Origin of the sequence: Micromonospora sp. NPDC018662, assembly GCF_044391475.1 — a bacterium.
Classification (GTDB): Bacteria; Actinomycetota; Actinomycetes; order Mycobacteriales; family Micromonosporaceae; genus Micromonospora.
Map to the genome: position 1 here is coordinate 1 of NZ_JBISAC010000021.1, position 22,270 is coordinate 22,270.

The 22,270-nt window shown below is 75.3% G+C and carries 20 protein-coding genes; 7 read left to right on the forward strand and 13 right to left on the reverse strand.

Annotated elements, in window-relative coordinates; all coding sequences use genetic code 11:
• Positions 1-506: GNAT family N-acetyltransferase (locus ACH495_RS31270; RefSeq protein WP_396861317.1), on the reverse strand; the 506-nt coding region annotated here is incomplete at its 3' end.
• A 33-nt stretch (positions 507-539) separates the two neighbouring features.
• Between ACH495_RS31270 and ACH495_RS31275 the strand changes: the two genes are divergently transcribed.
• Complete coding sequence (locus ACH495_RS31275) at positions 540-1,781, forward strand: MalY/PatB family protein (RefSeq protein ID WP_396861318.1); 1,242 nt, start codon at positions 540-542, stop codon at positions 1,779-1,781.
• 49 nt (positions 1,782-1,830) lie between these two features.
• Here the strand turns inward: ACH495_RS31275 and ACH495_RS31280 are convergent, their stop codons facing one another.
• From ACH495_RS31280 to ACH495_RS31295, 4 genes are read right to left on the reverse strand one after another with little or no spacing between them, the layout of a single operon-like run.
• On the reverse strand, positions 1,831-2,142 hold the full coding sequence (locus ACH495_RS31280) for an NIPSNAP family protein (protein ID WP_343447343.1): 312 nt from the start codon (positions 2,140-2,142) through the stop codon (positions 1,831-1,833).
• Complete coding sequence (locus ACH495_RS31285) at positions 2,139-3,581, reverse strand: UbiD family decarboxylase domain-containing protein (RefSeq protein WP_396861319.1); 1,443 nt, start codon at positions 3,579-3,581, stop codon at positions 2,139-2,141. Before ACH495_RS31285 ends, ACH495_RS31280 begins: the two co-directional genes overlap by 4 nt.
• A complete protein-coding gene (locus ACH495_RS31290; RefSeq protein ID WP_396861320.1) occupies positions 3,578-4,306 on the reverse strand; it encodes a transglutaminase family protein in 729 nt (242 codons plus the stop codon). The genes ACH495_RS31285 and ACH495_RS31290 overlap by 4 nt, the downstream gene beginning before the upstream one ends.
• Positions 4,303-5,163, reverse strand: a complete 861-nt coding sequence (locus tag ACH495_RS31295) for a class I SAM-dependent methyltransferase (RefSeq protein ID WP_396861321.1) — start codon at positions 5,161-5,163, stop codon at positions 4,303-4,305. Before ACH495_RS31295 ends, ACH495_RS31290 begins: the two co-directional genes overlap by 4 nt.
• 195 nt (positions 5,164-5,358) lie before the next feature.
• On the opposite strand from ACH495_RS31295, the gene ACH495_RS31300 reads away from it, so the two are divergent.
• The 3 genes from ACH495_RS31300 to ACH495_RS31310 all read left to right on the forward strand — a co-directional run bounded on the left by ACH495_RS31300 (position 5,359) and on the right by ACH495_RS31310 (position 8,546).
• Positions 5,359-6,861 (forward strand): FAD-binding oxidoreductase, encoded by a 1,503-nt coding sequence (locus tag ACH495_RS31300; protein WP_396861322.1) that lies wholly within the window; start codon positions 5,359-5,361, stop codon positions 6,859-6,861.
• A gap of 29 nt (positions 6,862-6,890) precedes the next feature.
• Positions 6,891-7,973 (forward strand): serine hydrolase domain-containing protein, encoded by a 1,083-nt coding sequence (locus tag ACH495_RS31305; protein WP_396861323.1) that lies wholly within the window; start codon positions 6,891-6,893, stop codon positions 7,971-7,973.
• 135 nt (positions 7,974-8,108) lie between these two features.
• On the forward strand, positions 8,109-8,546 hold the full coding sequence (locus ACH495_RS31310; protein WP_396861324.1) for an Ohr family peroxiredoxin: 438 nt from the start codon (positions 8,109-8,111) through the stop codon (positions 8,544-8,546).
• Positions 8,547-8,558: 12 nt separating this feature from the next.
• Here the strand turns inward: ACH495_RS31310 and ACH495_RS31315 are convergent, their stop codons facing one another.
• Entirely contained in the window at positions 8,559-9,392 is an 834-nt protein-coding gene (locus ACH495_RS31315) for a TetR/AcrR family transcriptional regulator (RefSeq protein WP_396861325.1), read from the reverse strand.
• A gap of 81 nt (positions 9,393-9,473) precedes the next feature.
• Positions 9,474-10,310: an NAD(P)H-binding protein gene (locus tag ACH495_RS31320; protein ID WP_396861326.1), complete on the reverse strand. Its 837-nt coding sequence runs from the start codon at positions 10,308-10,310 to the stop codon at positions 9,474-9,476.
• A gap of 134 nt (positions 10,311-10,444) precedes the next feature.
• Here ACH495_RS31320 and ACH495_RS31325 point away from each other — a divergent pair, with 134 nt between their 5' ends.
• From ACH495_RS31325 to ACH495_RS31335, 3 genes are all read left to right on the forward strand, one after another.
• Complete coding sequence (locus ACH495_RS31325) at positions 10,445-10,900, forward strand: ester cyclase (protein ID WP_396861327.1); 456 nt, start codon at positions 10,445-10,447, stop codon at positions 10,898-10,900.
• 59 nt (positions 10,901-10,959) lie between these two features.
• Positions 10,960-11,946: a zinc-binding dehydrogenase gene (locus tag ACH495_RS31330; protein ID WP_396861344.1), complete on the forward strand. Its 987-nt coding sequence runs from the start codon at positions 10,960-10,962 to the stop codon at positions 11,944-11,946.
• Positions 11,947-12,018: 72 nt separating this feature from the next.
• Entirely contained in the window at positions 12,019-13,083 is a 1,065-nt protein-coding gene (locus ACH495_RS31335; protein WP_396861328.1) for a Gfo/Idh/MocA family protein, read from the forward strand.
• A gap of 85 nt (positions 13,084-13,168) precedes the next feature.
• Here the strand turns inward: ACH495_RS31335 and ACH495_RS31340 are convergent, their stop codons facing one another.
• From ACH495_RS31340 to ACH495_RS31365, 6 genes are all read right to left on the reverse strand, one after another.
• Positions 13,169-14,470, reverse strand: a complete 1,302-nt coding sequence (locus tag ACH495_RS31340; RefSeq protein WP_396861329.1) for an SWIM zinc finger family protein — start codon at positions 14,468-14,470, stop codon at positions 13,169-13,171.
• Positions 14,467-17,259: a DEAD/DEAH box helicase gene (locus tag ACH495_RS31345; RefSeq protein WP_396861330.1), complete on the reverse strand. Its 2,793-nt coding sequence runs from the start codon at positions 17,257-17,259 to the stop codon at positions 14,467-14,469. The genes ACH495_RS31340 and ACH495_RS31345 overlap by 4 nt, the downstream gene beginning before the upstream one ends.
• A gap of 125 nt (positions 17,260-17,384) precedes the next feature.
• Entirely contained in the window at positions 17,385-18,419 is a 1,035-nt protein-coding gene (locus tag ACH495_RS31350) for an alpha-ketoacid dehydrogenase subunit beta (RefSeq protein WP_396861331.1), read from the reverse strand.
• Between the two features lie 19 nt (positions 18,420-18,438).
• Positions 18,439-19,485 (reverse strand): thiamine pyrophosphate-dependent dehydrogenase E1 component subunit alpha, encoded by a 1,047-nt coding sequence (locus ACH495_RS31355; RefSeq protein ID WP_396861332.1) that lies wholly within the window; start codon positions 19,483-19,485, stop codon positions 18,439-18,441.
• Positions 19,482-20,963, reverse strand: coding sequence for an NDP-hexose 2,3-dehydratase family protein (locus ACH495_RS31360; RefSeq protein ID WP_396861333.1), 1,482 nt, complete (start codon positions 20,961-20,963; stop codon positions 19,482-19,484). The genes ACH495_RS31355 and ACH495_RS31360 overlap by 4 nt, the downstream gene beginning before the upstream one ends.
• Positions 20,963-22,258 carry an activator-dependent family glycosyltransferase gene (locus tag ACH495_RS31365; RefSeq protein ID WP_396861334.1) on the reverse strand — a complete coding sequence of 432 codons (1,296 nt, stop codon included), beginning with the start codon at positions 22,256-22,258 and terminating at the stop codon, positions 20,963-20,965. Before ACH495_RS31365 ends, ACH495_RS31360 begins: the two co-directional genes overlap by 1 nt.
• Positions 22,259-22,270: the final 12 nt, after the last annotated feature.

The window sequence follows — 22,270 nt, forward strand, 5'->3', positions numbered from 1 at the left end:
ACCTCGGCCAGGTCCAGCTGCTCGAACCGGGCCGGCAGCCCGGCCGCGGCGCCGAAGCGCTGCGCCATCTCCGGTCCGGTCAGCTCGTCGCCGGCGTGGCACCGGGCCGTCACCCGGTGCAGCCCGAACGTGCCGAACCCCCAGTCCAGCAGCGCCCCGGCCGCCTCGGTGGCCAGGCCGCGACCGCCGTGGTCGGGATGGAAGACGTAGCCCAGCTCGGCGGTGCGGTCGGCCCGGCTGCGCCAGACCAGCTCCACCGTGCCGATCACCCGACCGCCGGTGACGGCGGCCAGCGTCAGGCAGTCACCCTCCGCGCGCAGCGCGTCCTCGCCCGCCATCGCGGCCACCGACGCCCGGGACTCCTCCCGGGTACGCGGCTGCGCGCCGTGCGTCCAGCGGAACACGTCGGGGCGGCGCTGCCAGGCGTGCACGTCGTCCAGGTCGTCGGGGGTGACCGGGCGCAGCAGCAGTCGCGGGGTGCGCAGCGGGTACGTCGGGTGGGCCATCCGGCGATGGTAGAGCGGCCTAGGGTGAGCGACATGCGCGTTCCAGCCGACGACCGCAACCCGCTCACCCGGCTCACCCTGGACCAGCTCCGGCAGCGCACCAGCGTCAAGTGGCGGCTGTACCCGCCGGACGTGCTGCCGCTCTGGGTGGCCGAGCAGGACGTGCCGCTGGCGCCGCCGGTGGCCGACGCGCTGCGCCGCGCGGTCGAGCGGGGCGACACCGGTTACGCGTACGGGACGGGCTACGCGGAGGCGCTCGGCGGGTTCGCCGCGCAGCGCTGGGACTGGCCGGACTTCCCGGTCGGGCGCAGCACGCTGGTGCCGGACGTGATGATGGGTGCGGTCGAGGTGCTACGGCTGGTCACCGAACCGGGTGACGCGGTGGTGGTCTGTCCACCCGTCTACCCGCCGTTCTACGCGTTCGTCACGCACGCCGACCGGCGGGTGCTCGAGGCACCGCTCGGGCCGGACGGGCGGCTCGACCCCGCCGCGCTGGACGAGGCGTTCCGCCGGGCCCGGGTGCTCGGCGGCCGGCCCGCGTTCCTGCTCTGCAACCCGCACAACCCGACCGGCGTGGTGCACCGGCGCGACGAGCTGGCGGCCGTCGCCGAGCTGGCCGCGCGGCACGGCGTCCGGGTCGTCGCCGACGAGATCCACGCCCCGCTGGCGCTCGCCGGCGCGCGGTTCACCCCCTACCTGACGGTCCCCGGGGCCGAGGACGCGTTCGCCCTGCTCTCGGCGTCCAAGGCGTGGAACCTCGCCGGTCTCAAGGCGGCGCTGGCGGTCGCCGGGCCGGGCGCCGCCGACGACCTGGCCCGGATGCCGGAGGAGGTCAGCCACGGGCCCAGCCACCTGGGGGTGCTCGCGCACACCGCCGCGTTCTCCGCCGGCGGGCCCTGGCTCGACCTGCTGCTCGACGGGCTGACCGCCAACCGCACGCTGCTCGGGGCGCTGCTCGCCGAGCACCTGCCCGCGGTCTCCTGGCGCCCGCCCGACGGCACCTACCTCGCCTGGTTGGACTGCACCCGGCTCGGCGTGGCCACCGAGCCGTCGGGCGACGGGCCGGGCGTGGCCAGCGACCTGGCGGGCCCGGCGCGGATGTTCCTCGACGACGCCCGGGTGGCGCTCAGCTCCGGGCACGTCTTCGGCGCCGGCGGCGCCGGCTTCGTCCGGCTCAACTTCGCCACCTCGCCCGCCGTGCTGACCGAGGCGGTGACCCGGATGGGCCGGGCCGCCGCCGCGCTGCCGGCAGGCGGGCACCCGTCCGACCGATGACGGCCGGTACGACGCCGACATCGAGGTGGTCGGGACGAACCCGGCGACGTCAGTCGGTCGGCAGGAGCGGGCGCATGAACGTGCGCTCGTACCGCAGCACGCACCCGGACTCGTCGCGGATCCGGTCGGCCGCGACGAACTCCGGATCCACGCCGAACCGGGTGCGGTAACGCTCGTACGCGGCCAGGCTCTCGAAGCTGAACAGCGCCTCGGCCCGGTCGCTGGCGCCCTCGGCCGGCAGGAAGTAGCCGTGGTGCACGCCGCCGTGCCGGGCCACCAGCGTCATCCAGGCGCGGGCGAACCGTTCGAACGCCTCGATCCGCGCGGGATCGATGGTGTAGTGCACGACGCACGTGATCACGCGCCCACCCTAGCGCCGCGTCGGCGGCCACCGCCCGGCGGCGGGCCCGACGCGAAGGCCCGCTCGGCCTCCGCCCGCAGCCGGTACGGCACCGTGGCGTCCACGTAGGACCGGCCGGCGGGACCCCGCTCGGCCCGCCAGGCCTCGCTCTGCGACGGGTCCATCGGCAGCGGCGGGTAGTCGGCGAAGGTGCGGCAGTCGCCGCCCAGGTTGGCGCGGGTGGACAACGCCCACAGCACGTCCTCGGCGCAGCGCACGTCCACGTCCTCGTCGGTGAACACGACGAGCTTGGCGAACGGGTGGGCGTCGAACACCTCCCGGGCCAGCCGGGCGGGCGCGGCGTCGTCCCCGGGCCCGCGCTTGCGCAGGCCGGCCACGAGCGTGAGCAGGCCGCCCCCGGCCGGGCTGAAGTGCAGGTCCCGGACCAGGTCCCAGTCGCGCCCGCGGCCGGCGAGCTGTGCCGAGAGCGCGCCGGCCAGGCCGAGGATCACCGACTGTTCCCGACCCGGCCCGACGACCGCCTGGAACACCGCGCCGGGCCGCACGGTCATCCCGGTCACCGTGACCACCGGCAGGCCGGGCTGCGCGCGGCCGTGGTAGCCGAGAAACTCCGGCAGCGAGCCGGCCACCCGGTCGCCCAGCGTCTCGTCCGCGGTGGCGCCGTCGAGGTGGCCCTCCAGCACGATCTCCGCGTCGGCGAGCACCGGCGTCGGCTGGGTCACCGCGTCGGCGAGGCCCAGCGGCCCGCCGGCCAACGCGCCGGCCAGCGCCAGCTTGTCGACGCCGGCGGGCAGGAACCGGGCGTTGACCGCGGAGGCGACCATGGCCGCCGGTCCGATCCCGATGTTGACCGACACCGGCAGCCGGCGGCCGGCGCGCCGCGCCTGCTCGTACAGGCGGCCCAGGGTGCGGCCGGGCACCGTCCACAGCGTCAGCCGCTCGCGGTCCAGCACCAGCATCCGGTGTACGGAGAACGCGGTCTCGCCGTCGTGCCGGGCGAGCACCGCGCCGGTGGTCAGGTAGGGGCCGGCGTCGCGGGGTGTCGCCCGCAGCGCCGGCAGCGCGGTGAGGTCGACCGGGTGGCGTTCCGCCGCCCGGGTCACGGCCACGGGTGGCCGGGCGGCGCCGAGCAGCCGGCGTACCGCCCGGCGGGTCACCCGGGCCGGGTAGCCGGGCAGCCAGCCGCGGACCCGGTCCGCGTCGCCGTACAGGCCGAGCAGCACCGGCAGCCCACCCGGGTCGGACGGCCGGTAGCGGACCACGTCCTCCTCGACGGCGCGGGGCGTGGCCGGCACGCCCGCGTACCGGCGGGCGTAGTCGGCGGCCACCGCGTCGAGCGGCAGCGGGCCGCGTTCGTGGTAGCGGCCCGGCTCGGCGCCCCGCACGGCGGCCACGGCCGCGCGCAGGCAGAGCGCGGGCGCCGCCCCGGGCCCGGTCACCGGGTCCCCGCGCCGAGCGCGTCCCGCTCCAGGGACCCGTTGACGAAGCGCATGGTGGGCGCGAACAGGTTCGGGTGCGCCCGGCGCAGGTCGGTGACGATGCGGTCGTACGGCAGGTCGCTGAACTCGCCGTGCACGCGCAGGAACTCCATGTGCCGACGACCGTCCATGTCGTACGGGTGGTAGAGGCTGTCGGTGCGCCCGTCGAAGTCGAGTTCGCCGATCCGGTAGAGCCGGCAGAGTCGGCGGCTGAACACCGGCGTCGCCTTGATCCAGCGTCCGTCCAGGTGCACCAGCGTGTAGCAGTGGTGGCGGAAGACGTCGCCGCCCATCAGCGCGCGCAGCCGGTCGGAGGTCAGGTGGTTGCGCACGTCCGCGAGGACCAGCCGGCTCGGCACGCCGATGGCGCGCAGCGCGGCGGCGTACAGCACCGACTTGTGGATGCACAGGCCGGTGCCGGCGCGGGCGACGGTGCTGGCCCGCAACCCGTCCCGGGTCATGTCGGCGGCGTAGACCTCGTAGCGGACCTCGTCGCGGATGGCGTAGTAGAGCGCGACGGCCCGCTCGACCGGGTCCGGGCCGGGCGGGGCGTGCCGGGTCACGAACTCGGCCACCTCGGGCGAGTCGTGGTCCAGGAACCAGGTGGCGGCGAGGTCCGCCCCGGTCGGCGGCGTGGTGCCGGCCGGCTGCTCGGACGCGGCCGGCTCCGGCCGGGCCGGGTTCACCGGGCCACCGTGGCGGTGACGTAGCGGACCGGGACCGGAATGGTCAGCGGCCCGTCCCCCGGGCGCATCGCGTCGAGCGCCGTGATCAGGCGGTCGCGCAGCTGCCCGCTCTCCCGCTCCGGCAGGTGCTGCCAGAGCAGCCGCATGCCCTGCGTGTGCGACCAGTCCACCCAGGCGGTGCCGGACGCGGCGGTCATGGTCACGTCCTCGTCCGCCACGTCGACCTCGGCGAAGCCGGCCCCGCGCAGCGTCCGCACCAGGTCGGCCGGGTCGGCCAGCCAGCTGTTGAAGCGGCGGGACAGCTCCGCCGGCTGCCACTCCGGCGGCAGGTTGCGCAGCAGCTCCCGGGGGATCAGCTCGGTGAAGACCGGCGGCAGGAACGGGAACGTGTCGGCGGTGAAGACCGGGCTGGTGAACCCGAGCCGGCCGCCGTCGGCCAGCAGCGGCGCGTAGCGGGCCAGCGCGGCGGGCGCGTCGGGGAAGAAGATGACGCTGTAGCTGCCGGTGACCACGTCGTACGAGCGGGGCGGCAGGTCCGGGTGCTCGCCGTCCATCACCCGGGTCTCGACAGTGGTCAGTCCCTCCCGGCGGGCCTGCTCGCGGGCCTCGGTGACCATCGCCTCGGCGATGTCGACGCCCAGCACCCGGCCGCTCGGCCCGACCCGTTCGGCGGCCGGGAAGAGACAGGCGCCGCGCCCGCATCCGACGTCCAGGACGCGGTCCCCGGGCCTGGGCGCCACCCGTTCCACCAGCCGGCGGCCCATCGGCGTGAAGAACTCCACGCCCATCCGGTCGTAGCTGGCGGCGGCCTGGTTGAACGCCTGCGTCACGGCCGTCTTGTACGTCGCGGTATCCACGTCAACTCCCGGGTCGTGGGTGGCCGGGCGGCTGGCGTCCGCCCGGGGACCGACAGTGCCCCGGGCCGGTGGAGCCGGGTTCGAGGCCCACCGGAGCGGGGCGGGCCGCCCGGTGGCTCCAGCGGAGCTACGCGCCGCCTCGAGCGGGGCCGCCCACGATCGGTCCGCTGACGACGGCGAGAGAAGGGGTGCAGCATGTCGGGACCGGCACGCATCGCGACGGGCGACCCACGGTACGAGGACTTCGTGGTCCGGGGCGACAACGCCCGCTTCCCCCCTCGGCCGGACGCGTTCGTCCTGGCCCGCTCCACCGAGGACGTCGTCCGCGCGGTGCAGGACGCGGTCCGGGCCGGGCACCGCGTGGCGGTACGCAGCGGCGGCCACTGCTACGAGGACTTCGTCGCCGACCCGACGGTGCGGGTGGTGATCGACCTGGCCGCCCTGGACCGGGTCGAGTTCGACGCGGAGCGGCAGGCCTTCGCGGTCGGGCCGGGCGTCCGGCTGATGGACCTGTACCGGGCGCTCTACCTGGGGTGGGGCGTCACCGTGCCGGGCGGGGCCAGCGAGCTGGTCGGTATCGGCGGTCACCTGCTCGGCGGCGGGTACGGCCCGCTGTCCCGACGCTTCGGCGCGTGTTCCGACCACCTGTACGCGGTCGAGGTCGTGGTGGTCGACGCGGACGGCCGGGCCCGCGCGGTGGTGGCCACCCGCGACCCGGCCGACCCGAACCACGACCTGTGGTGGGCGCACACCGGCGCGGGCGGCGGCAACTTCGGCGTGGTGACCCGCTACTGGCTGCGCAGCCCGGGCGCCGAGGGCGAGCCGGGCGACCTGCTGCCCCGGCCACCGGCGTCGGTGCTGGCGTCGAGCACCGTGTTCCCGCGCGAGGGGCTGACCCGGGAGGCGCTGCGCGCGCTGGTCGGCGGCCACGGCCGCTGGCACGAGCGCAACAGCGCGCCGGACTCGCCGTACGCCGGGCTGTTCAGCGGGCTGGTGCTGTTCGCGGTGGCACCCCAGGACGACCCGGGCATCGGGGCGATCCTGTTCAACCACCTCGACGGCACCGGCGCGGACGCCGAGGAGCTGCTGGCGCGCGCGGTGCGGGAGATGACCGGGGACGTCGACGCGCCCCGGTACGACCTGCCGGTCGAACGGGCGCCGTGGCTGGCCACGATGGTGAAGCTGGCGCGGGCGCAGGACGGCGAGTCCGGCCGCCACAAGATCAAGTCGGCGTACCTGCGGCGCGGCTACACCGACGCCCAGATCGACACCATCCACGACCACCTGTGGGGCGACGGTCACGCCTTCTCCAGCGCGACGATCTCGCTCCAGTCGTACGGCTGCGCGGCGAACGCGGTCGCGCCGGACGCCACCGCGACGGCCCAGCGCGACTCGGTGCTGCGCGCGCTCTACCTGACGTCCTGGCAGGACCCGGCGACGGACGAGGCGAACCTCGACTGGACCCGCCGGCTGTACCGGGACGTGTACGCGGCCACCGGCGGCGTCCCGCTGCCCGACGAGCGCAACGACGGCTGCTACATCAACTTTCCCGACGTCGACATCGCCGACCCGCGGTGGAACACCTCCGGGGTGCCCTGGCAGTACCTCTACTTCAAGGAGAACCACCCGCGCCTGCAACAGATCAAGAAGCGGTGGGATCCGCTCACCGTCTTCCGCCACGCCCTGTCCGTTCAGTGAACCGGGCCGAGGAAAGGAATCCGTCCACGATGACCGACACCATGGTCAAGCCCGAGACGAAGGACCCGAAGCGCATCCGGCTCCAGGAGGCGGTCGACAAGCTGGTGACCGTCGGCGCGGCCGGCGCCCAGTTCCGGGTCACCAGCGGCGACGAGACGTTCACCGTGCACGCCGGCGTCCGCGAGTTCGGCCACGACGATCCGGTGCCCACCGACGGCAAGTTCCGGATCGCCTGCATCACCAAGGTCTTCGTCTCCACGGTGCTGCTCCAGCTCGTCGGCGAGGGCCGGATCGACCTGGACAAGCCGATCGAGGAGTACCTGCCGGGGCTGCTGCCGCAGGGGCGGGAGGTGGCCGTCCGCAACCTGCTCCAGCACACCAGCGGCCTGTACAACCACGCCGACGCGTTCCAGCGGCCCGGTGACCGCTTCGAGCGGGACCGCTACAAGCACTTCGACCCCGAGGAGCTGGTGAAGATCGCGGCGGACAAGCCGCTGAACTTCACCCCCGGCAGCACGTTCGAGTACTCGAACACCAACTACATCGTTCTCGGCCTGCTGATCAAGGCGGTCACCGGCCGCAGCTACGCCGAGGAGATCCGGACCCGGATCATCGAGCCGCTCGGGCTGCGCGACACCGTGCTGCCCGGCGACGACCCGCACATCCCGGGCAGCCACGCCCGGGGCTACATGAAGATCAAGGGCAGGTCGGTCGACGTCACCGAGATGAACCCGTCGGAGGCGTGCTCGGCCGGCGAGATGATCTCGACGACCCGGGACCTGGACACGTTCCTGGTGGCCCTGGTCACCGGCAAGCTGCTCAAGCCGGAGCAGCTCGAGCAGATGAAGACCACAGTGCCGCCGGAGTGGGTGACGCTGCCCATGTCCAACGGCTACGGCCTCGGCTTCATGCCGCTGGTCACCGAGCGCGGCCTCAGCCTCTGGGGCCACGGCGGCGGCATCCCCGGCTACGCCACGTTCATCGGGGCCACGCTGGACGGCCGGCAGCGGCTGGAGTCGTCGATCACGCTGGACATCGACCCCGACGACTTCTCCGGCGTCTTCGAGGACGCGGTGGTGGACGCCATCAACGCCGCCGCCGACTGTCTCTGACCGTGCTACCCGCCGGCGGCGGGCGGCGCCCGGACCGGGCCGCCCGCCGCCGGCACGTCACCGGCCCCGGGCGACGCCGGCCGCGTCCGGGGCCGGCGTACCGGCGGCCGGACCAGCGCGGAGAGGGGCAGGGCAATGGATCTGCTGTACGTGACCGAGGCGACCGCGACCGGCGACGGGCGGGAGGGCAGCGTCCGCACCGACGACGGGGTGCTGACCGCGACGCTCTCGGCGCCGCCGGCGCTGGGCGGGGCCGGCGGCACCGGCACCAACCCGGAGCAGCTCTTCGCCGCCGGGTACGCGGCCTGCTTCCACAGCGCGCTGCGGTGGATCGCCCGGCAGGACGGCGTCGACGTGACCGGCTCGGCGGTCACCGCCCGGGTCGCCCTCGGCAGCGTCGGCGAGTCGCTGCGGCTGGCCGTGGAGCTGCGGGCGGAGCTGCCCGGACTGCCGCCGGAGCAGGCCGAGGAGCTGGTCCGGCGGGCGCACGAGACCTGCCCGTACTCCGCCGCGCTGCGCGGCGACGTGGTGGTGCTGGCGCGGGTCGCCGCGCCGGCCGAGGCGTCGCGCTGAGCGTGCCCCGGCCTACCCGGCGTCGGCCGGGCCCCCGCGGGCCCGGTCGGCCCCGGCCGGGCCCGAGCCGACCGGACCGGCCCCGCCCGTCCGCTCGGCGACCACCACCGCGATGCCGTCCAGCACCCGCCGCAGCCCGAACTCGAACGCGTACTCCGGGCCGTAGGCCGCGCCGTGCGCCGCACCGGCCGCCGAGCCGACCCGGGCCGCGGTCGGGTAGCTGCCGGAGTTCATGAACTTCTCCAGCCACGGGCCGTGGGTCTGCCACCACTGCCCGTCGGTCATCCCGGTCTCGCGTTCCAGCTCCGCGCCGTCGTAGCCGGCGCGGGCGATGCTCTTGACGTGCCCCAGGACCAGGGTGAGCACGGCGTCCATCTCGACGTCGTCCAGCCCGACACCGGCCACGGCGCTCAGCTCGTAGTCGTACTTGGCGAGCATGTGCGGGCCGAGCACCGGCCGGCTGGTCTCGGCGCGCAGCAGCCACGGGTGGGCGCGGTAGAGCGCGAGATTGTCCCGGGCGATCCGGTCCAGCCGGCCCCGCCAGCCGCCCGGCACGTCGGCCGGGCGCGGCATGTCGCCGTAGACGGTGTCGACCATGACGTCGAGCAGCTCCGACTTGCCGGGCACGTACGTGTAGACGGACATGGTGCCGGCGCCCAACGCCTCGCTGACCCGCCGCATGGTGAGCGCGTCGATGCCCTCGGCGTCGGCGATCTCGACGGCCGCCCGCACGATCCGGTCGACGCTGAGCCCCGGACCCGTCCCGCGGCTGGTGGGCTCCCGGGTGCGCCAGAGGATGGCCAGGCTGCGTGCGGGGTCGGCCTTGCCCCTGCGCTCCTTCGTCATAGTGGGACCATCCTACCGGGCGCATACCGTATCGCGTACGGGCCGGCCGGCGGACTGCGCCGGCCGGCCCACGCGCACCGGTCAGGCCGGCCGGAACGCGTCGGCGTGGTCGCTCGCCCAGCGGGCGAACGGCGTCCCCGGCCGGCCGGTGAGCTTCTCCACCATCGGCGACACCACCGGCAGGCCGTCGACCGAGTCGGCGAGGTAGCCGAGCACCATGTCGACCACCACCTCCGGCATGAACGCGGTCAGCTCAGCCCGCGCCGCCGCCGGGCTCACCTCCTCGAAGCGGATCGGTCGCCCGGTCGCGGCGGCGAGCTGCGCCACCTGGGTGCGCTGGTCCAGCGCCTCCGGCCCGGTCAGGTCGTAGACCTGACCGGCGTGACCGTCGGTGGTCAGCGCGAGCGCCACCACCGCCGCGATGTCCACCTCGTGGATCAACGCGCGCCGGGCCTGCGGGTACGGGCCACGGACCACGCCCTCGGTCCGGATCGAGTGCCCCCACTTCCACAGCAGGTTGGTGGCGAACTCGTCCGGCCGCACGAACGTCCAGTCCATGCCGGTCTCCGCCACCGCCCGCTCCACCGTGCGGTGGTAGACGCCGCTGAAGTTGCCGGCGTCGGCCGCGGAGCTCGACGAGAGCACCACCACGTGCCGGACGCCGGCCTCGGCGGCCCGGCGTGCCACCTCCGCCGCGGTGTCCGGCACCGGGAACAGGTACATCCGCTCCACCCCGCGCAACGCGTCGGCCAGCCCGTCCGGCTCGGCCAGGTCGCCCCGGACCACCTCCACCCCGTCCGGCAGCACGGCGCGGCCCGGATCGCGGGTCATCGCCCGCACCGCGTGGCCCTCCGCCAGCAACTCCGTGAGCACGTGCCGGCCCACGTGCCCGGTCGCGCCGGTCACCAGGATCGTCATCGCCTCCACCCGTCCCTTCCCTCGGCGGGCGGTGCCCGCGGTGCCACCGAGCATCGCGACCTGCCCTTGAGGGGTCCTTGAGGGCAGGTCGCGAGGGTGGACGCGTCAAGCCGTCGGGCCCCGAGGAGTGCCACATGTCGATGACCGAGAACGCGGACCGGACCACCACCGACGACCGGACGCTGGCCGAGAACAAGGAGCGCTGCCTCCAGATGGTGGCGGCCTGGAACCGATGGGAGCTGAACGGGATCATCCGGCACTGGGCGCCGGACGTCGTCCACTACTCCGAGGACGCGGTCGTCGACACCGACGAGATGATCCGCCGCATGGAGGGCGGTCTCCAGGCGTTCCCCGACCTGCACCTGGACGTGAAGAGCATCATCGCCGAGGGCGACCGGGTCACGTTGCGGATCACCATCACCGCCACCCAGAAGGGCCCGTTCGGCGACCTGCCGCCGACGAACAAGAAGGTCACCTGGCACATCGTGGAGGAGCTGCGGTTCGTCGACGGCAAGGTGGTGGAGCACTGGGACGTGATGAACTACCTGCCGATGCTCAAGGAGCTCGGCAAGGTCCCGGCGGACGTCTGAGCATGGACGTGGACACGGGCCGGGAGGCCCCGCCGGGAACGGTGAACCGTCGGGTCGTGATGACCGCCCTGGGCGAGCCGGAGCAGCTACGGCTGGAGACCACGCCCCGGCCGGCCGCCCGACGCGGCCGGGTGGTCGTCAAGGTCGAGGCGGCCGGCATCTCCTTCGCCGAGGTGCAGACGCTGCGCGGGCTGCACCCGTTCCCGCCGAAACCGCCGTGCGTGCCCGGCTACGACCTGGTCGGGCACATCGTGGAGGTCGGGTCGGGCGTCACCGGCTGGCACGTCGGCGACCGGGTGGTGTCGATGCCCCGGACCGGGGCCTGGCAGGAGTACGCGGAGGTGAGCGCCGCCTCGCTGGCGGGCGTACCGGCGGAGCTGGACGCCGGCGAGGCGGTCGCGCTGGTCTGCAACGGCGTCACCGCCTGGCAGATGCTGCACCGCTCCGCCCGGGTCCGGCCCGGCGGCACGGTGCTGGTGCACGGCGCCGGGGGCGGGGTGGGCACGCTGCTCACCCAGCTCGCCGTGCGGCACGGCGTCCGGGTGATCGGCACCGCGTCGCCGGCCAAGCACGACGCGGTACGGGCGCTCGGCGCGGAACCGCTCGACTACCGCGGGGACGTGGCCACCGCGGTGCGGCGGCTCGCGCCCCGGGGCGTGGACGCCGTCTTCGACCACATCGGCGGTGCCGGCCTCGACGTCGGCTGGTCGCTGCTCGCGCCCGGCGGGACGCTGGTCTCGTACGACTCGTCGGTGGCCGGCTACCCGCCGGGCCAGTGGTTCCGGCCGCACCTGCCGGCGCTGCGCCGGGTGGTCGGCTGGAACCTGGCCGGACTGGTCGGCGCGACCCGCGGCCGGCGGGCGCGCACGTACTACGTCAAGCCCGGGCCGCGCTTCCGCGACGACCTGGCCAGCCTGTTCACGCTGGTCCGTGACGGCGTGCTGCGGCCCACAGTGGCCCGCCGGTACCCGCTGGACGAGGCCGGCCGCGCGGTGCGGGAACTGATCGACGGTGGCGTGGTCGGCAAGCTGGTCCTGCTGCCGTGACGGCCACGGTGGGAGCGTGCGGTCGCCGCGCGCTCCCACCGGGCCGGCCGGGACCCGAGGAGAGGGGAAGACGTGGCGGACGACATCCGCATCGGACTGATCGGCTGCTCGTCCATCGCGGCCCGCCGGTTCGTGCCGGCGCTGGCCGGCTCGACGGCCCGGCTGACCGCGGTCGCCGCGCGCGACCCGGCCCGCGCGGCGGCGTTCGCCGCCCGGTTCGGCGCGGCGTCGACCACCGGATACCGTGAGCTGCTGGCCCGCGACGACGTGGACGCGGTCTACGTCTCGGTGCCGACCGGCCGGCACGCCGCCGAGACGCGCGCCGCGCTGGCCGCCGGCCGGCACGTCCTGGTGGAGAAGCCACTGGCCGTCGACGCGGCCGAGGGCGCGTCGGTGCTGGCGGCCGCCCGGCGGGCCGGCCGGGTGGTGATGGAGAACCGGATGTTCGTCCACCACGGACAGCACCGGGTCGCCGCCGAACTGCTCGCCGACGGCGCGATCGGCGAGCTGCGGGTGCTCGGCGCGGCGATGGCCGTGCCGCCGTTGCCGGCCGACGACATCCGGCACCGCGCCGACCTCGGCGGCGGCGCGCTGCTGGACGTGGGCTACTACCCGGCGCACGCCGCGCTGCTGCACCTGGCCGCGCCGCTGGAGGTCGTCGGCGCCACCCGGCGCACCGACCCGCGGTACGACGTGGAGGTGGGCGGCGCGGCGCTGCTGCGGGACGCCGCCGGCGTGGACGCGCACCTGACGTACGGCTTCGCGCACGCCTACCGCTCGCGGTACGAGTTGTGGGGCGAGCGCGGCCGGCTGGTGCTGGAGCGGGCGTTCACGCCGGCCGCCGGCTGGCAGCCGGTGCTGCGGCTGCACCGGCAGGACCGGGTGGAGCTGCGCACGCTGCCGGCGGAGGACCACTTCCGGGGCGCCCTGGACGCGTTCCTGGCCGCCGTACGCGGCGAAGCGGACCCGGCCGCCGTACGCGGCGAAGCGGACCCGGCCGCCGTACGCGGCGAAGCGGACCCGGCCGCCGTACGCGGCGAGGCGGACCTGGCCGCGCACGGCGCGCGTACCCTCGCCGGGCTCGCCCTGCTCGACGCGATCCGCGCCGCCGGGCACCGGGCCGGGCCGGACCGCTGAGGCGCCCCGGCGGCCGGACCGCCGGGCACGCGGCGGGCGGCGGCCGGCCGGAGCGGGACCCTCCGGCCGGCCGCCGGTCTGCGGATCAGTCCTTCGACAGGTCCAGCAGCGCGTCGGCCGGGTCCGGACCGGGCGGACCCGCCGGCCACCACTCGCCGGAACGCCGGCGGAACGGGTACCAGTGGCCGTCCCGGCCGTAGCGCACCTGCACGTTCCGGCCCACGGTCCACCGGTTGCGCCAGTTCCGCACCTCCGGCGCGGCGCCGCCGATCCCGCCGGCCTCACGCAGCGCGTCGGTGGCCCGGGACACCAGCTCCTTCGGCGGGCTGAACACCGCGTCCAGCGCGTCCAGGCCGGCGGCGCCGGCGTACTCCCAGGCGCTGATCGCCCGGGGCAGGTCGTCGGCCCGGCCACTGGCCTCGCCGAGGCGGCGCGCGGCGCGCGAGCGCGGCATCCGCGACGCCAGCCGTACGGCGTCCTGCCAGGCGTCGTGCTCGGGCGCGAGCACCTCGGCCGCGGTGGCGGTGAGCAGGTGCCGGGCCCGGGACGCGGTGTCCGCGGCGAGCACGCCGAGCGCCTCGGCGTCCAGGCCGGGCGCGTCGTGCGCGGCGAGCAGCGGCGCGAGCGCCATCGGCTCGTCGCGGACCGGCGGCGGCGGCCCCGGCAGGTCGGCCGGGGCAGCCGCGTACGCCTCGTCGGCCCGGACGCCGACGACGTCCTCCTCCTCGGCGGCGGCCGCGCGACCGGTGTTGCGGGCGCGCAGCTCCTCGATCAGCTCCGGCTCGGCCCGCCCCCGCATCAGCAGCAGCACGAACGGATCCCGGTCCAGCAGCCAGGACGCCTGGTAGGACAGCGCGGCGGCGTGCCGGCAGGGATGGTCCCAGGACGGGCAGTCGCAGGCCGGCTCCAGGTCGCCGTAGCCGGGCAGCAGCCGCACCCCGGCGTCGTCGGCGGTGTTCACCAGGTCGTGCGGCATGTCCCGGTCGAGCAGCGCGGCGATGTGCCCGGCCTTGGCGGCCACCTTGTCCAGCAGGCGGTCCCACTCCGCGTCGGAGAGCGTCCCGACCCGGACCACTGTGTCGTGCGGGGTGTACTGGTCGCCGTCGTGCACCGGCGCGGAGATCCGACCCGGGCTCACCGTGATCGGGCCGACCTGACCGGCGAACGCGTACCGGCGGCCCTTCTTGAGCTGCTCCGGGTCGAGCGCGGTGTGCTCCATCGACTCGATCCAGGCGTTGCCCCACCAGGTGTCGGCGAACTTCTTGCCGATCCGCCGGCCCGGCCCGAACGCCGGGAAGCTGCGGGCCCGCCCGTCGTCCTCGGCCGGCTCGGCCGCCTCGTCGTCCAGCTCGTCGTCGAACTCGAAGTCGAAGTCCACGTCCCTCATCCCTCGTCGTCGCGCAGCCGCACGAGCCGGAGCAGCTCGGCGTCGGAGAGTTCGGTCAGGGCGGTCTCGCCGCCGGTGAGCACCGCGTCGGCCAGCTCCCGCTTGGACTCCAGCAGCGCGGCGATCCGGTCCTCCAGGGTGCCCTGGGCGATCAGCCGGTGCACCTGCACCGGCTTGGTCTGCCCGATCCGGTACGCCCGGTCGGTGGCCTGCTCCTCCACGGCCGGGTTCCACCACCGGTCGTAGTGGATGACGTGGTCGGCGCGGGTCAGGTTGAGACCGGTGCCGGCCGCCTTGAGGGAGAGCAGGAACACCGGCACCGCGCCGGCCTGGAACCGGCGGACCATCTCCTCGCGCTGCGGCACCGGCGTGCCGCCGTGCAGCAGTTGCGCGGGCACGCCCCGCTCGGCCAGGTGCCGCTCCAGCAGCCGGGCCATCTGCACGTACTGGGTGAAGACCAGGGCGCCGCCGTCCTCGGCGAGGATGGTCTCCAGCAGGTCGTCGAGGAGCTGCAACTTCTCCGAGCGGCCGGTGAGCTTGCCGTGCGGCTCCTTGAGGTAGTGCGCCGGATGGTTGCACACCTGCTTCAGGCCGACCAGGAGCTTCAGCACCAGACCCCGGCGGGCGATGCTGGTCGGGCTGGTGCGGATCTCGCCCATCACCTCGTCGACGACCCGGCGGTAGAGCGTCGCCTGCTCGCCGGTGAGCGACACCAGGTGATCGGTGACCGTCTTCGGCGGCAGCTCCGGCGCGATGCCCGGGTCGGACTTGCGACGCCGCAGCAGGAACGGACGGACCAGGCGGGACAGCCGGTCCACGCCGGACGCGTCCCGCTCCACCTCGATCGGCCGGGCCCACCGGGCCCGGAACGTGCCGACGGAGTCCAGCAGGCCGGGCGTGGTCCAGTCGAGGATGGTCCACAGCTCGGAGAGGTTGTTCTCCACCGGCGTGCCGGTGAGCGCGAGGCGGGCGTCGGCGGGGATCTCCCGCAACGCCTTCGCGGTGCCGCTGAGCCGGTTCTTCACGTACTGCGCCTCGTCCGCGACCACCATCCCCCACCGCTGCCCGCCGAGCACCGCGGCGTCCAGCCGCATGGTGCCGTAACTGGTCAGGACGAAGCCGTCGGTGAGGTCGTCGAGCGAGCGGGCGGCGCCGTGGAACCGGCGGACCGGTACGCCGGGGGCGAACCGCCGGATCTCGCGTTCCCAGTTGCCCAGCACCGAGGCGGGGCAGACCACCAGCGTCGGCCCGGCGAGGGCCGGGTCGGCCCGGCGGCGCAGGTGCAGCGAGATGACCGTGATCGTCTTGCCCAGACCCATGTCGTCGGCGAGGCAGCCGCCGAAGCCGAGCGAGGTCATCCGTTCCAGCCAACGCAGCCCGCGTAGCTGGTACTCGCGGAGCGTGCCGTCCAGCCCGGTCGGCGGGGCCAGCCGCTCCGGGCCGCCGTCCGGCTCGGTGATCCGCTCGCGCAGCGCGCCGAGCCAGCCGTCGGCCACCACCTCGACGCGCTCGTCGTCCACCTCGGTGCTGGCGATCAGCGTGGCGGCCAGCGCGTCGTACGCCTTGAGCGGCCGGAGCTGCCGATCCCGGGCCTTGCGCGCCAGCTCCGGCTCGACCGCCACCCACTGCTCGCGCAGCCGGACGATCGGCCGGGACTTGGCGACCAGGTCCATCTCCGCGTCGGTGAGCGCCTCGCCGGCGAGCGTGAGCTGCCAACTCTGCGGCATCGGCACGGCCGAACGGAAGAAGCCGGCCGGATCGGCCGGCTGTTCCGGCGGCGCGGAGATCAGGACGCGGGCGTTGAGCTCGCGGGACAGCTGCGGCGGCCACTCGACGTCGATGCCGGCCGTGGCGAGCCGCCGCTCGGCGCCGCCGAGCAGGTCGACCAGGTCCTCGTCGAGCAGCTCCAGCTCGACCGGGGCGGCCTCGTCGAGCAGCCGGGCCAGCGGCTGCCACACCGTGGCGGCCCGGCGCACCGCGAGCATGGCCTCGAACGTGGCCTGCTCGCCGAGCCCGTGCTCGTCGCCCTCCCACAGCGCCGCCGCGTCGCTGACCAGGGTCGGGTCGGCGAGGCTGCGCAGGCGGACCACGGCGGTGAGACCGGTGGTCTCGAAGTCGCCGCGGCCCTCCAGCCGCAACGCCACCCGCAGCCCGGTGTCCACGCCGGCGGAGACCTCCCGCGCCCACTCGCGCAGCTCCTCCACCGGCTCCGGGTCCAGGCCGGCGAACCGGTCGTCGCCGGTCAGCCACGGCGCCGCCGGGATCCGCGGCAGCGTGTCGGCCACCGCGTCCAGGAACGCCCGGACCAGGTCCTCGGCGTCGGGCAGCACGAGCGTCTCGGCGAACGGGTCGACCGGCACGGCGCGGGCCTCGGCCGGCATCGCCGCGGCGAGCGCGCGGATGCGCTCCACGTCGGCGACGTCGAACGGGCCGACCCGCCAGGCGTCGTGCCCGTCCGGGGTGACGCCGGGCAGGAGCCGGCCGCGCGCGACCAGGTGCAGGCCGGTGACCGCCACCGCCGACCAGAACGCGGCGGCGGGCGTCACGTCCGTCTCGTCGCGCAGCGCGACGAGACGGCGGACCGCGTCGGCGACCGGCACGGCGCAGACCTGCACCTGCCAGGCCGCGACCGGGCCGTCGAGGGGCAGGGCCAGCTCCAGCTCGCGGACCTCGCCCAGCTCGTCGAGCTCGTCGGGCACCGCGTCGCCGGTGGGGTCGTAGAAGCTCACCGTGCCGGCCCGGGGCGGATCGCCCGGCTCGAAGACGACCGCGAACCGCCCGAGTAGCACCCTCGTACCTCCCGATTGTCGACGCGGGCGGCAACCGCCCGCCGGTGGTCCGCCCGTCTGGCGTACAACGTACCGTAGACTACACGACCGAGCCGTCCGGTCGGGGCGGACGCGGTCGCACCCGGTCAGTACGGCCCGTGGAAACCAGCCGCCGCGCTGGTCAGCCGCGGCAGCTCGCCACGCCGGTCACCGACCAGGGCCAGGCACGCCTCCACGATCTGGTCCGCCCCCGGATGGAACGCCTCCTCCAGCGGCCACGACACCGGCGCCGGGCAGTCCGGCAACGTCACCCGGCGCACCGGCGCGCGCAACGCCTCCGGCACCGTCTCCGCCACCACGGCGGCCACCTCCGCGGCGAAGCCGTACCGGGCCCAACTGGTGTCCGCCACCACCAGCCGGCCGGTCCGCGCCACCGACTCGCAGATGATCCGGTCGTCCAGCGGGCGGATGCTGCGCACGTCCACCACCTCGACCCCGATCCCGCGGGTCGCCAACTGGTCGGCGGCGCGCTCCGCCTCGGCCACCATCAGCGAGGCGGCGACCACCGTCACGTCGTCGCCGGCCCGGGCGATCCGGCCCACCCCGAACGGCACCGGCACCGCCTCCTCCGGCACCGGACCGGTGAGCGGGTACAGGTTGCGGTTCTCGATCAGCACCACCGGGGTGTCCCCGCGCAGCGCCTGCACCAGCAGGCCCTTGGCGTCCGCCGGCGACGCGGGCGTGGCCACGTACAGGCCGGCGTAGTGGCCGAACGTGGCGTGCGGACTCTGCGAGTGGGTGGCGCCCTGCCCCCAGCCCCGGCCCACCACGCCCCGCGTCACCACCGGCACGCCGCCCTGGTCGCCGTACATGTACCGCCACTTCGCGGCCAGGTTCACCAGCGCGTCCATGGCCAGGAACATGAAGTCGGCCCGGGTGTGCACCACCAGCGGCCGCAGCCCGTTGGCCGCCGCGCCGATCGCGATGCCGGCACAGGCGTTCTCCGAGTTCGGCACGTCGACCACCCGGGCCGCGCCGTACCGTTCGAAGGCTGTCTTCGTGGTGCCGAACGTGCCCTTGTGGTCGTCCACCCCCTCCCCCAGCACCAGCACGGACGGGTCCTCCGCCATGCACTGCACGGTGGCCTCGCTGATCGCCTGCCAGTACGTCAGTTCCCGCATCACGCTCCCCTTTCCCGGCTCAGCGACCGGCGCCGTACGCGCCGTCGACCAGCGTGGACACCGACGGCCAGGCGGCGGCCCGCGCCGCCCGGACCGCGTCGCGCACCTCGGCGCGGTACCGCCGCTCCCACTCCCGCACCCAGTCGTCCAGGTCCGGCTGCACCGGCCGGAGGACGTCGACCGCCCGGCGGATCGGGCACCGGGCCATCCACGCGTCGATCTCCTCCCGGGACCGGTAACCGTGGTCGTGGTCCCAACCCGGGCCCACGTGCTCGCGCCACCGGTAGGTGTGCAGCTCCAGGAAGGCCGGGCCGGCGCCGGTCCGGCACCGCTGCACGGCGGCGCGGGCGGCGGCCCGCACCGCGTACACGTCGTTGCCGTCGACCGACCGGGCCCACAGCCCGTACGCGGCGACGCGGTCGGTGATGGTCGAGCCGGCCGGCTGCCGCTGGCCCAGCGGCGACGAGATCGAGTAGAGGTTGTTCTCGCAGAGGAACACCACCGGAACGCGGTGCACCTGGGCGAAGTTGACCGCCTCGTGGAACACCCCCTCCTCGGTGGCGCCGTCGCCGAAGAAGGTCAGCGCGACCTGGGTCCGCCCGCGCAGCGCCGCGGACCAGCCGGCGCCCACCGCGACCGGGATCATCTCGCCGAGGATGGCCGCCGAGCCGGCGAACCCGGCGGCCCGGTCGACCAGGTGGATCGACCCGCCGCGACCGCGGGCGCAGCCGGACTCCCGGCCGTACAGCTCCGCCACCATGGCGCGCAGGTCACCGCCCATGGCGAGGTACGGGGCGTGCGACCGGTGCCCGGTGTAGACCAGGTCGTCCGGCCCGGTCGCGGCCGCCACGCCCACCGCGGTCGCCTCCTGGCCGATGGAGAAGTGGGTGGGGGTCCGCATCTCCTGGTCGTCGCGGTACCGGTCGCAGAGCTCCTCCTCGACGCAGCGGATCCGCACCATGTCCCGGATCAGCGCGGCCTCCGGGCCGGCCGGTTCGGTGCCGCCGGGCGCGGCGCGGTCGGCCGGGACGGTCGCCGGCACGGTGTCGGCGGGGGCAGCGGTCATGACTCTCCTCTGTTCGGGTGCCGGAGGCTGTGCAGGCAGGCGACCAGGCTGCGGGCCTGGACGTTGAGGTAGTGGCTGTGCCGCAGCAACGCGTCGAGCTGGCGCAGCGTCACCCAGCGGTAGTCGGGGTGCGTCGGCACGCCGCGCGGTCCGACCTCCACCACCAGGTAGCGGTTGCGGGTGTGGAAGAACCGTCCACCCTCCTCGGAGAGGGTGGCCGCGAACCGCACCCGGTCCGGCGGCGCCCCCAGCACCTCGTCGAGGTACGGCGGCCGGGCCGCGGCCGGCAGGTCGAGGTAGTTGTCCGGCTGGCACTGCACGGTCGGGGCCAGCTCCACCACGTCGACGGAGCCGGGCTCGGCGCGGGCGTGCACGAGCACGTGCAGCACCCCGCCGACGCGGCGGACCAGGAACGCGACGACGCCGGTGCCGACCGCCTCGATCATCGGCTGGGTCCAGCCGTCGACCTCCCGGCCCCGGGCGCTCACCGCCACGCCCACCACCTGGAAGAAGCGGCCACGATCGTGGGCGATTCGCCCGTCGCGCCACCGCCAGCCGTGGGTCTCGGCCAGCGGCACCCGCCGGGCGTGCATCTCGGCCAGGCTGCGCCGGTCGGTGACCCAGCTCAGCAGCTCCGCCGAGAGCGCGGCCGAGGCGGCGCGGGCCGAGCGGCGCAGCGACGCCCGGAACCGGTCGTCGGTGGGCAGCGGGTCGGGCGGCTCGTCGGGCGCCACCCCGGTCAGCGGCAGGCAGGCCAGCACCGTCCGGGTGTCCATGTTGACCACGTCGTCGACGGCGAGCAGCCGGTGCAGCTGGCCGAGCGTCAGCCAGCGGAAGCCCGGCCGGACCGGCACGTCGTCGCGGACCTCGACGACCATGTTGCGGTTGCGCTTGCGGTGGAACCAGGCGCCCTGCTCGGACTGGCGCACGTCGGCGATCACCGTGTGCCGTTCCCGGTCACGGAAGTACTCCAGGTAGGGCACCGCCCGGCCGCCGTGCGCGCCGGTGTAGTTGCTCCGGGTCGCCTGGACGGTGGGTGAGAGCTGGAGCCCGTTGACGTTGCCCGGCTCCGCCTTCGCCTGCACCAGGAAATGCAGCACGCCGTCGAACTCCCGGGCCAGCAGGCCGAGCACGCCCACCTCGGGCTGGTCGATGACCGGCTGCCGCCAGTGCGGCACCGGACCGTCCGGCGCGCTCACGTCGAGGCCGTGGATCCGGTAGAAGCGGCCGGTGCGGTGCACCAGGTCCCCGCTGCCGGGGACGGCCGACCAGCCGACCAGGTCCTCCAGCGGCACCCGCTCGGCGGTGGTCCAGCTCCGCTCGGCGAGGTCGGCGAGCCAGCCGAGGACGGCGGCCACCCCGTCCCCGGGGTGGGCGGCGGAACGGGCGATCCGGTCGGCCGCGGCGGCCCGGTCCGGGCCGCCCCCACCCGGCCGGGGACGGGTGACCAGCCGCAGGCGGCGCCGCGCGGCGGCCATCAGGGCCGCTCCCCACCGGTCGTGACCCGGTGCTCCAGGACCATCTTCTCCAGCACCGGCACCACCTCGGCCGGGGCGGGCTGGGCCGCCGCCTCGTCGCGCAGCGCCCGTGCCCCGGCCCGCAGCGCCGGGTCGGTGAGCAGCCGCAGCACGGCGACCCGGACCGCGTCCACGGTGGCCTCCGCCGCCGGCAGGCACAGGCCGGCGCCCAGTTCCTCGGTGCGGCGTGCCTTGGTGAGCGTGTCCCAGCCGTACGCGATCATGAGCTGCGGGACGCCGTGCGTCTCCGCGGCGGCGCGGGTGCCGACGCCGCCGTGGTGCACGATGGCGGCGCAGGTCGGCAGCAGGTCGTGCAGGGGGACGAAGTCCACCACCCGGGTGTTGGCCGGCACCCGGCCCACCTGGTCCCGCTGCGCCGCGTTGAGCGTGGCGACGATCTCCACGTCGAGGTCCGCCATGCCGGCGAGCAGCTCACCGACGGACGCGGCGGACCGGTCCATCTCGTCGGAGACGCCGAGCGTGAGGCAGACCCGGGGCCGGGCCGGCGGGACGCGCAGCCAGTCCGGCACCACGGCCGGCCCGTTGTACGGCACGTGCCGCATCCCGACCGTCGGCCGGTCCAGCGGCAGCCGGGTGCCCGGCGGCGTGGTGTCGATGGTCCAGTGCCCGGTGCGCACCGTCTCGTCGTAACGGGCGCCGTACCGGGCCAGCACCGCGGAGAGCCATTCGGCGGTCGGGTCCTCCCGGTCGGCCGGGTCCCGGTCGGCCGCCAGCCGCAGGAACTCCTGCCGCGCCCGGAGCGTGATGTCCGGGCCGTAGACGAGCCGCGCGTGCGGCACCCCGAGCACTGTCGCGACGACGGCCCCGGCGAGCGTGAACGGCTCCCAGATCACCAGGTCGGGCCCCCAGGACCGGGCGTACGCCACCAGCTCGTCGATCATCGGGTCGGTGTTGAACGAGGCGAACAACGCGCCGATCATCACCTTCTCCAGGCCGAGCAGGCCGGCCCAGTCCCAGCCGGCCGGGTCGGACCGGGCGAAGTCGAAGTGCTGCACGTGCTCGGAGCCGCCGGCGGCCAGCAGCTCGCCGAGCAGCTCCGGCGCCCACGGGTCGGTGGCGTACCACTGCGCGTCGCCGACTTCGACGGCGGTCAGCCCGCTGCCGGTGACGGCGTCGGTCAGGTCGGGCTGGCCGGCCACCCGGACCTCGTGCCCGGCGGTGCGCAGCGCCCAGGCCAGCGGCACCAGCGGAAACCAGTGGGTGGGGTGCGGCATGCAGACGAACAGGACCCGCATCCGGGTTCTCCT

What these genes read in the sequence shown, in the direction of transcription:
- ACH495_RS31340 (WP_396861329.1), bottom strand. Translation starts at nt 14,470, where the DNA reads ATGAGGGACGTGGACTTCGACTTCGAGTTCGACGACGAGCTGGACGAC.
- ACH495_RS31275 (WP_396861318.1), top strand. Translation starts at nt 540, where the DNA reads ATGCGCGTTCCAGCCGACGACCGCAACCCGCTCACCCGGCTCACCCTG.
- ACH495_RS31355 (WP_396861332.1), bottom strand. Translation starts at nt 19,485, where the DNA reads ATGACCGCTGCCCCCGCCGACACCGTGCCGGCGACCGTCCCGGCCGAC.
- ACH495_RS31305 (WP_396861323.1), top strand. Translation starts at nt 6,891, where the DNA reads ATGACCGACACCATGGTCAAGCCCGAGACGAAGGACCCGAAGCGCATC.
- ACH495_RS31315 (WP_396861325.1), bottom strand. Translation starts at nt 9,392, where the DNA reads ATGACGAAGGAGCGCAGGGGCAAGGCCGACCCCGCACGCAGCCTGGCC.
- ACH495_RS31330 (WP_396861344.1), top strand. Translation starts at nt 10,960, where the DNA reads ATGACCGCCCTGGGCGAGCCGGAGCAGCTACGGCTGGAGACCACGCCC.
- ACH495_RS31350 (WP_396861331.1), bottom strand. Translation starts at nt 18,419, where the DNA reads ATGCGGGAACTGACGTACTGGCAGGCGATCAGCGAGGCCACCGTGCAG.
- ACH495_RS31360 (WP_396861333.1), bottom strand. Translation starts at nt 20,963, where the DNA reads ATGGCCGCCGCGCGGCGCCGCCTGCGGCTGGTCACCCGTCCCCGGCCG.
- ACH495_RS31325 (WP_396861327.1), top strand. Translation starts at nt 10,445, where the DNA reads ATGTCGATGACCGAGAACGCGGACCGGACCACCACCGACGACCGGACG.
- ACH495_RS31310 (WP_396861324.1), top strand. Translation starts at nt 8,109, where the DNA reads ATGGATCTGCTGTACGTGACCGAGGCGACCGCGACCGGCGACGGGCGG.
- ACH495_RS31365 (WP_396861334.1), bottom strand. Translation starts at nt 22,258, where the DNA reads ATGCGGGTCCTGTTCGTCTGCATGCCGCACCCCACCCACTGGTTTCCG.
- ACH495_RS31300 (WP_396861322.1), top strand. Translation starts at nt 5,359, where the DNA reads ATGTCGGGACCGGCACGCATCGCGACGGGCGACCCACGGTACGAGGAC.
- ACH495_RS31320 (WP_396861326.1), bottom strand. Translation starts at nt 10,310, where the DNA reads ATGACGATCCTGGTGACCGGCGCGACCGGGCACGTGGGCCGGCACGTG.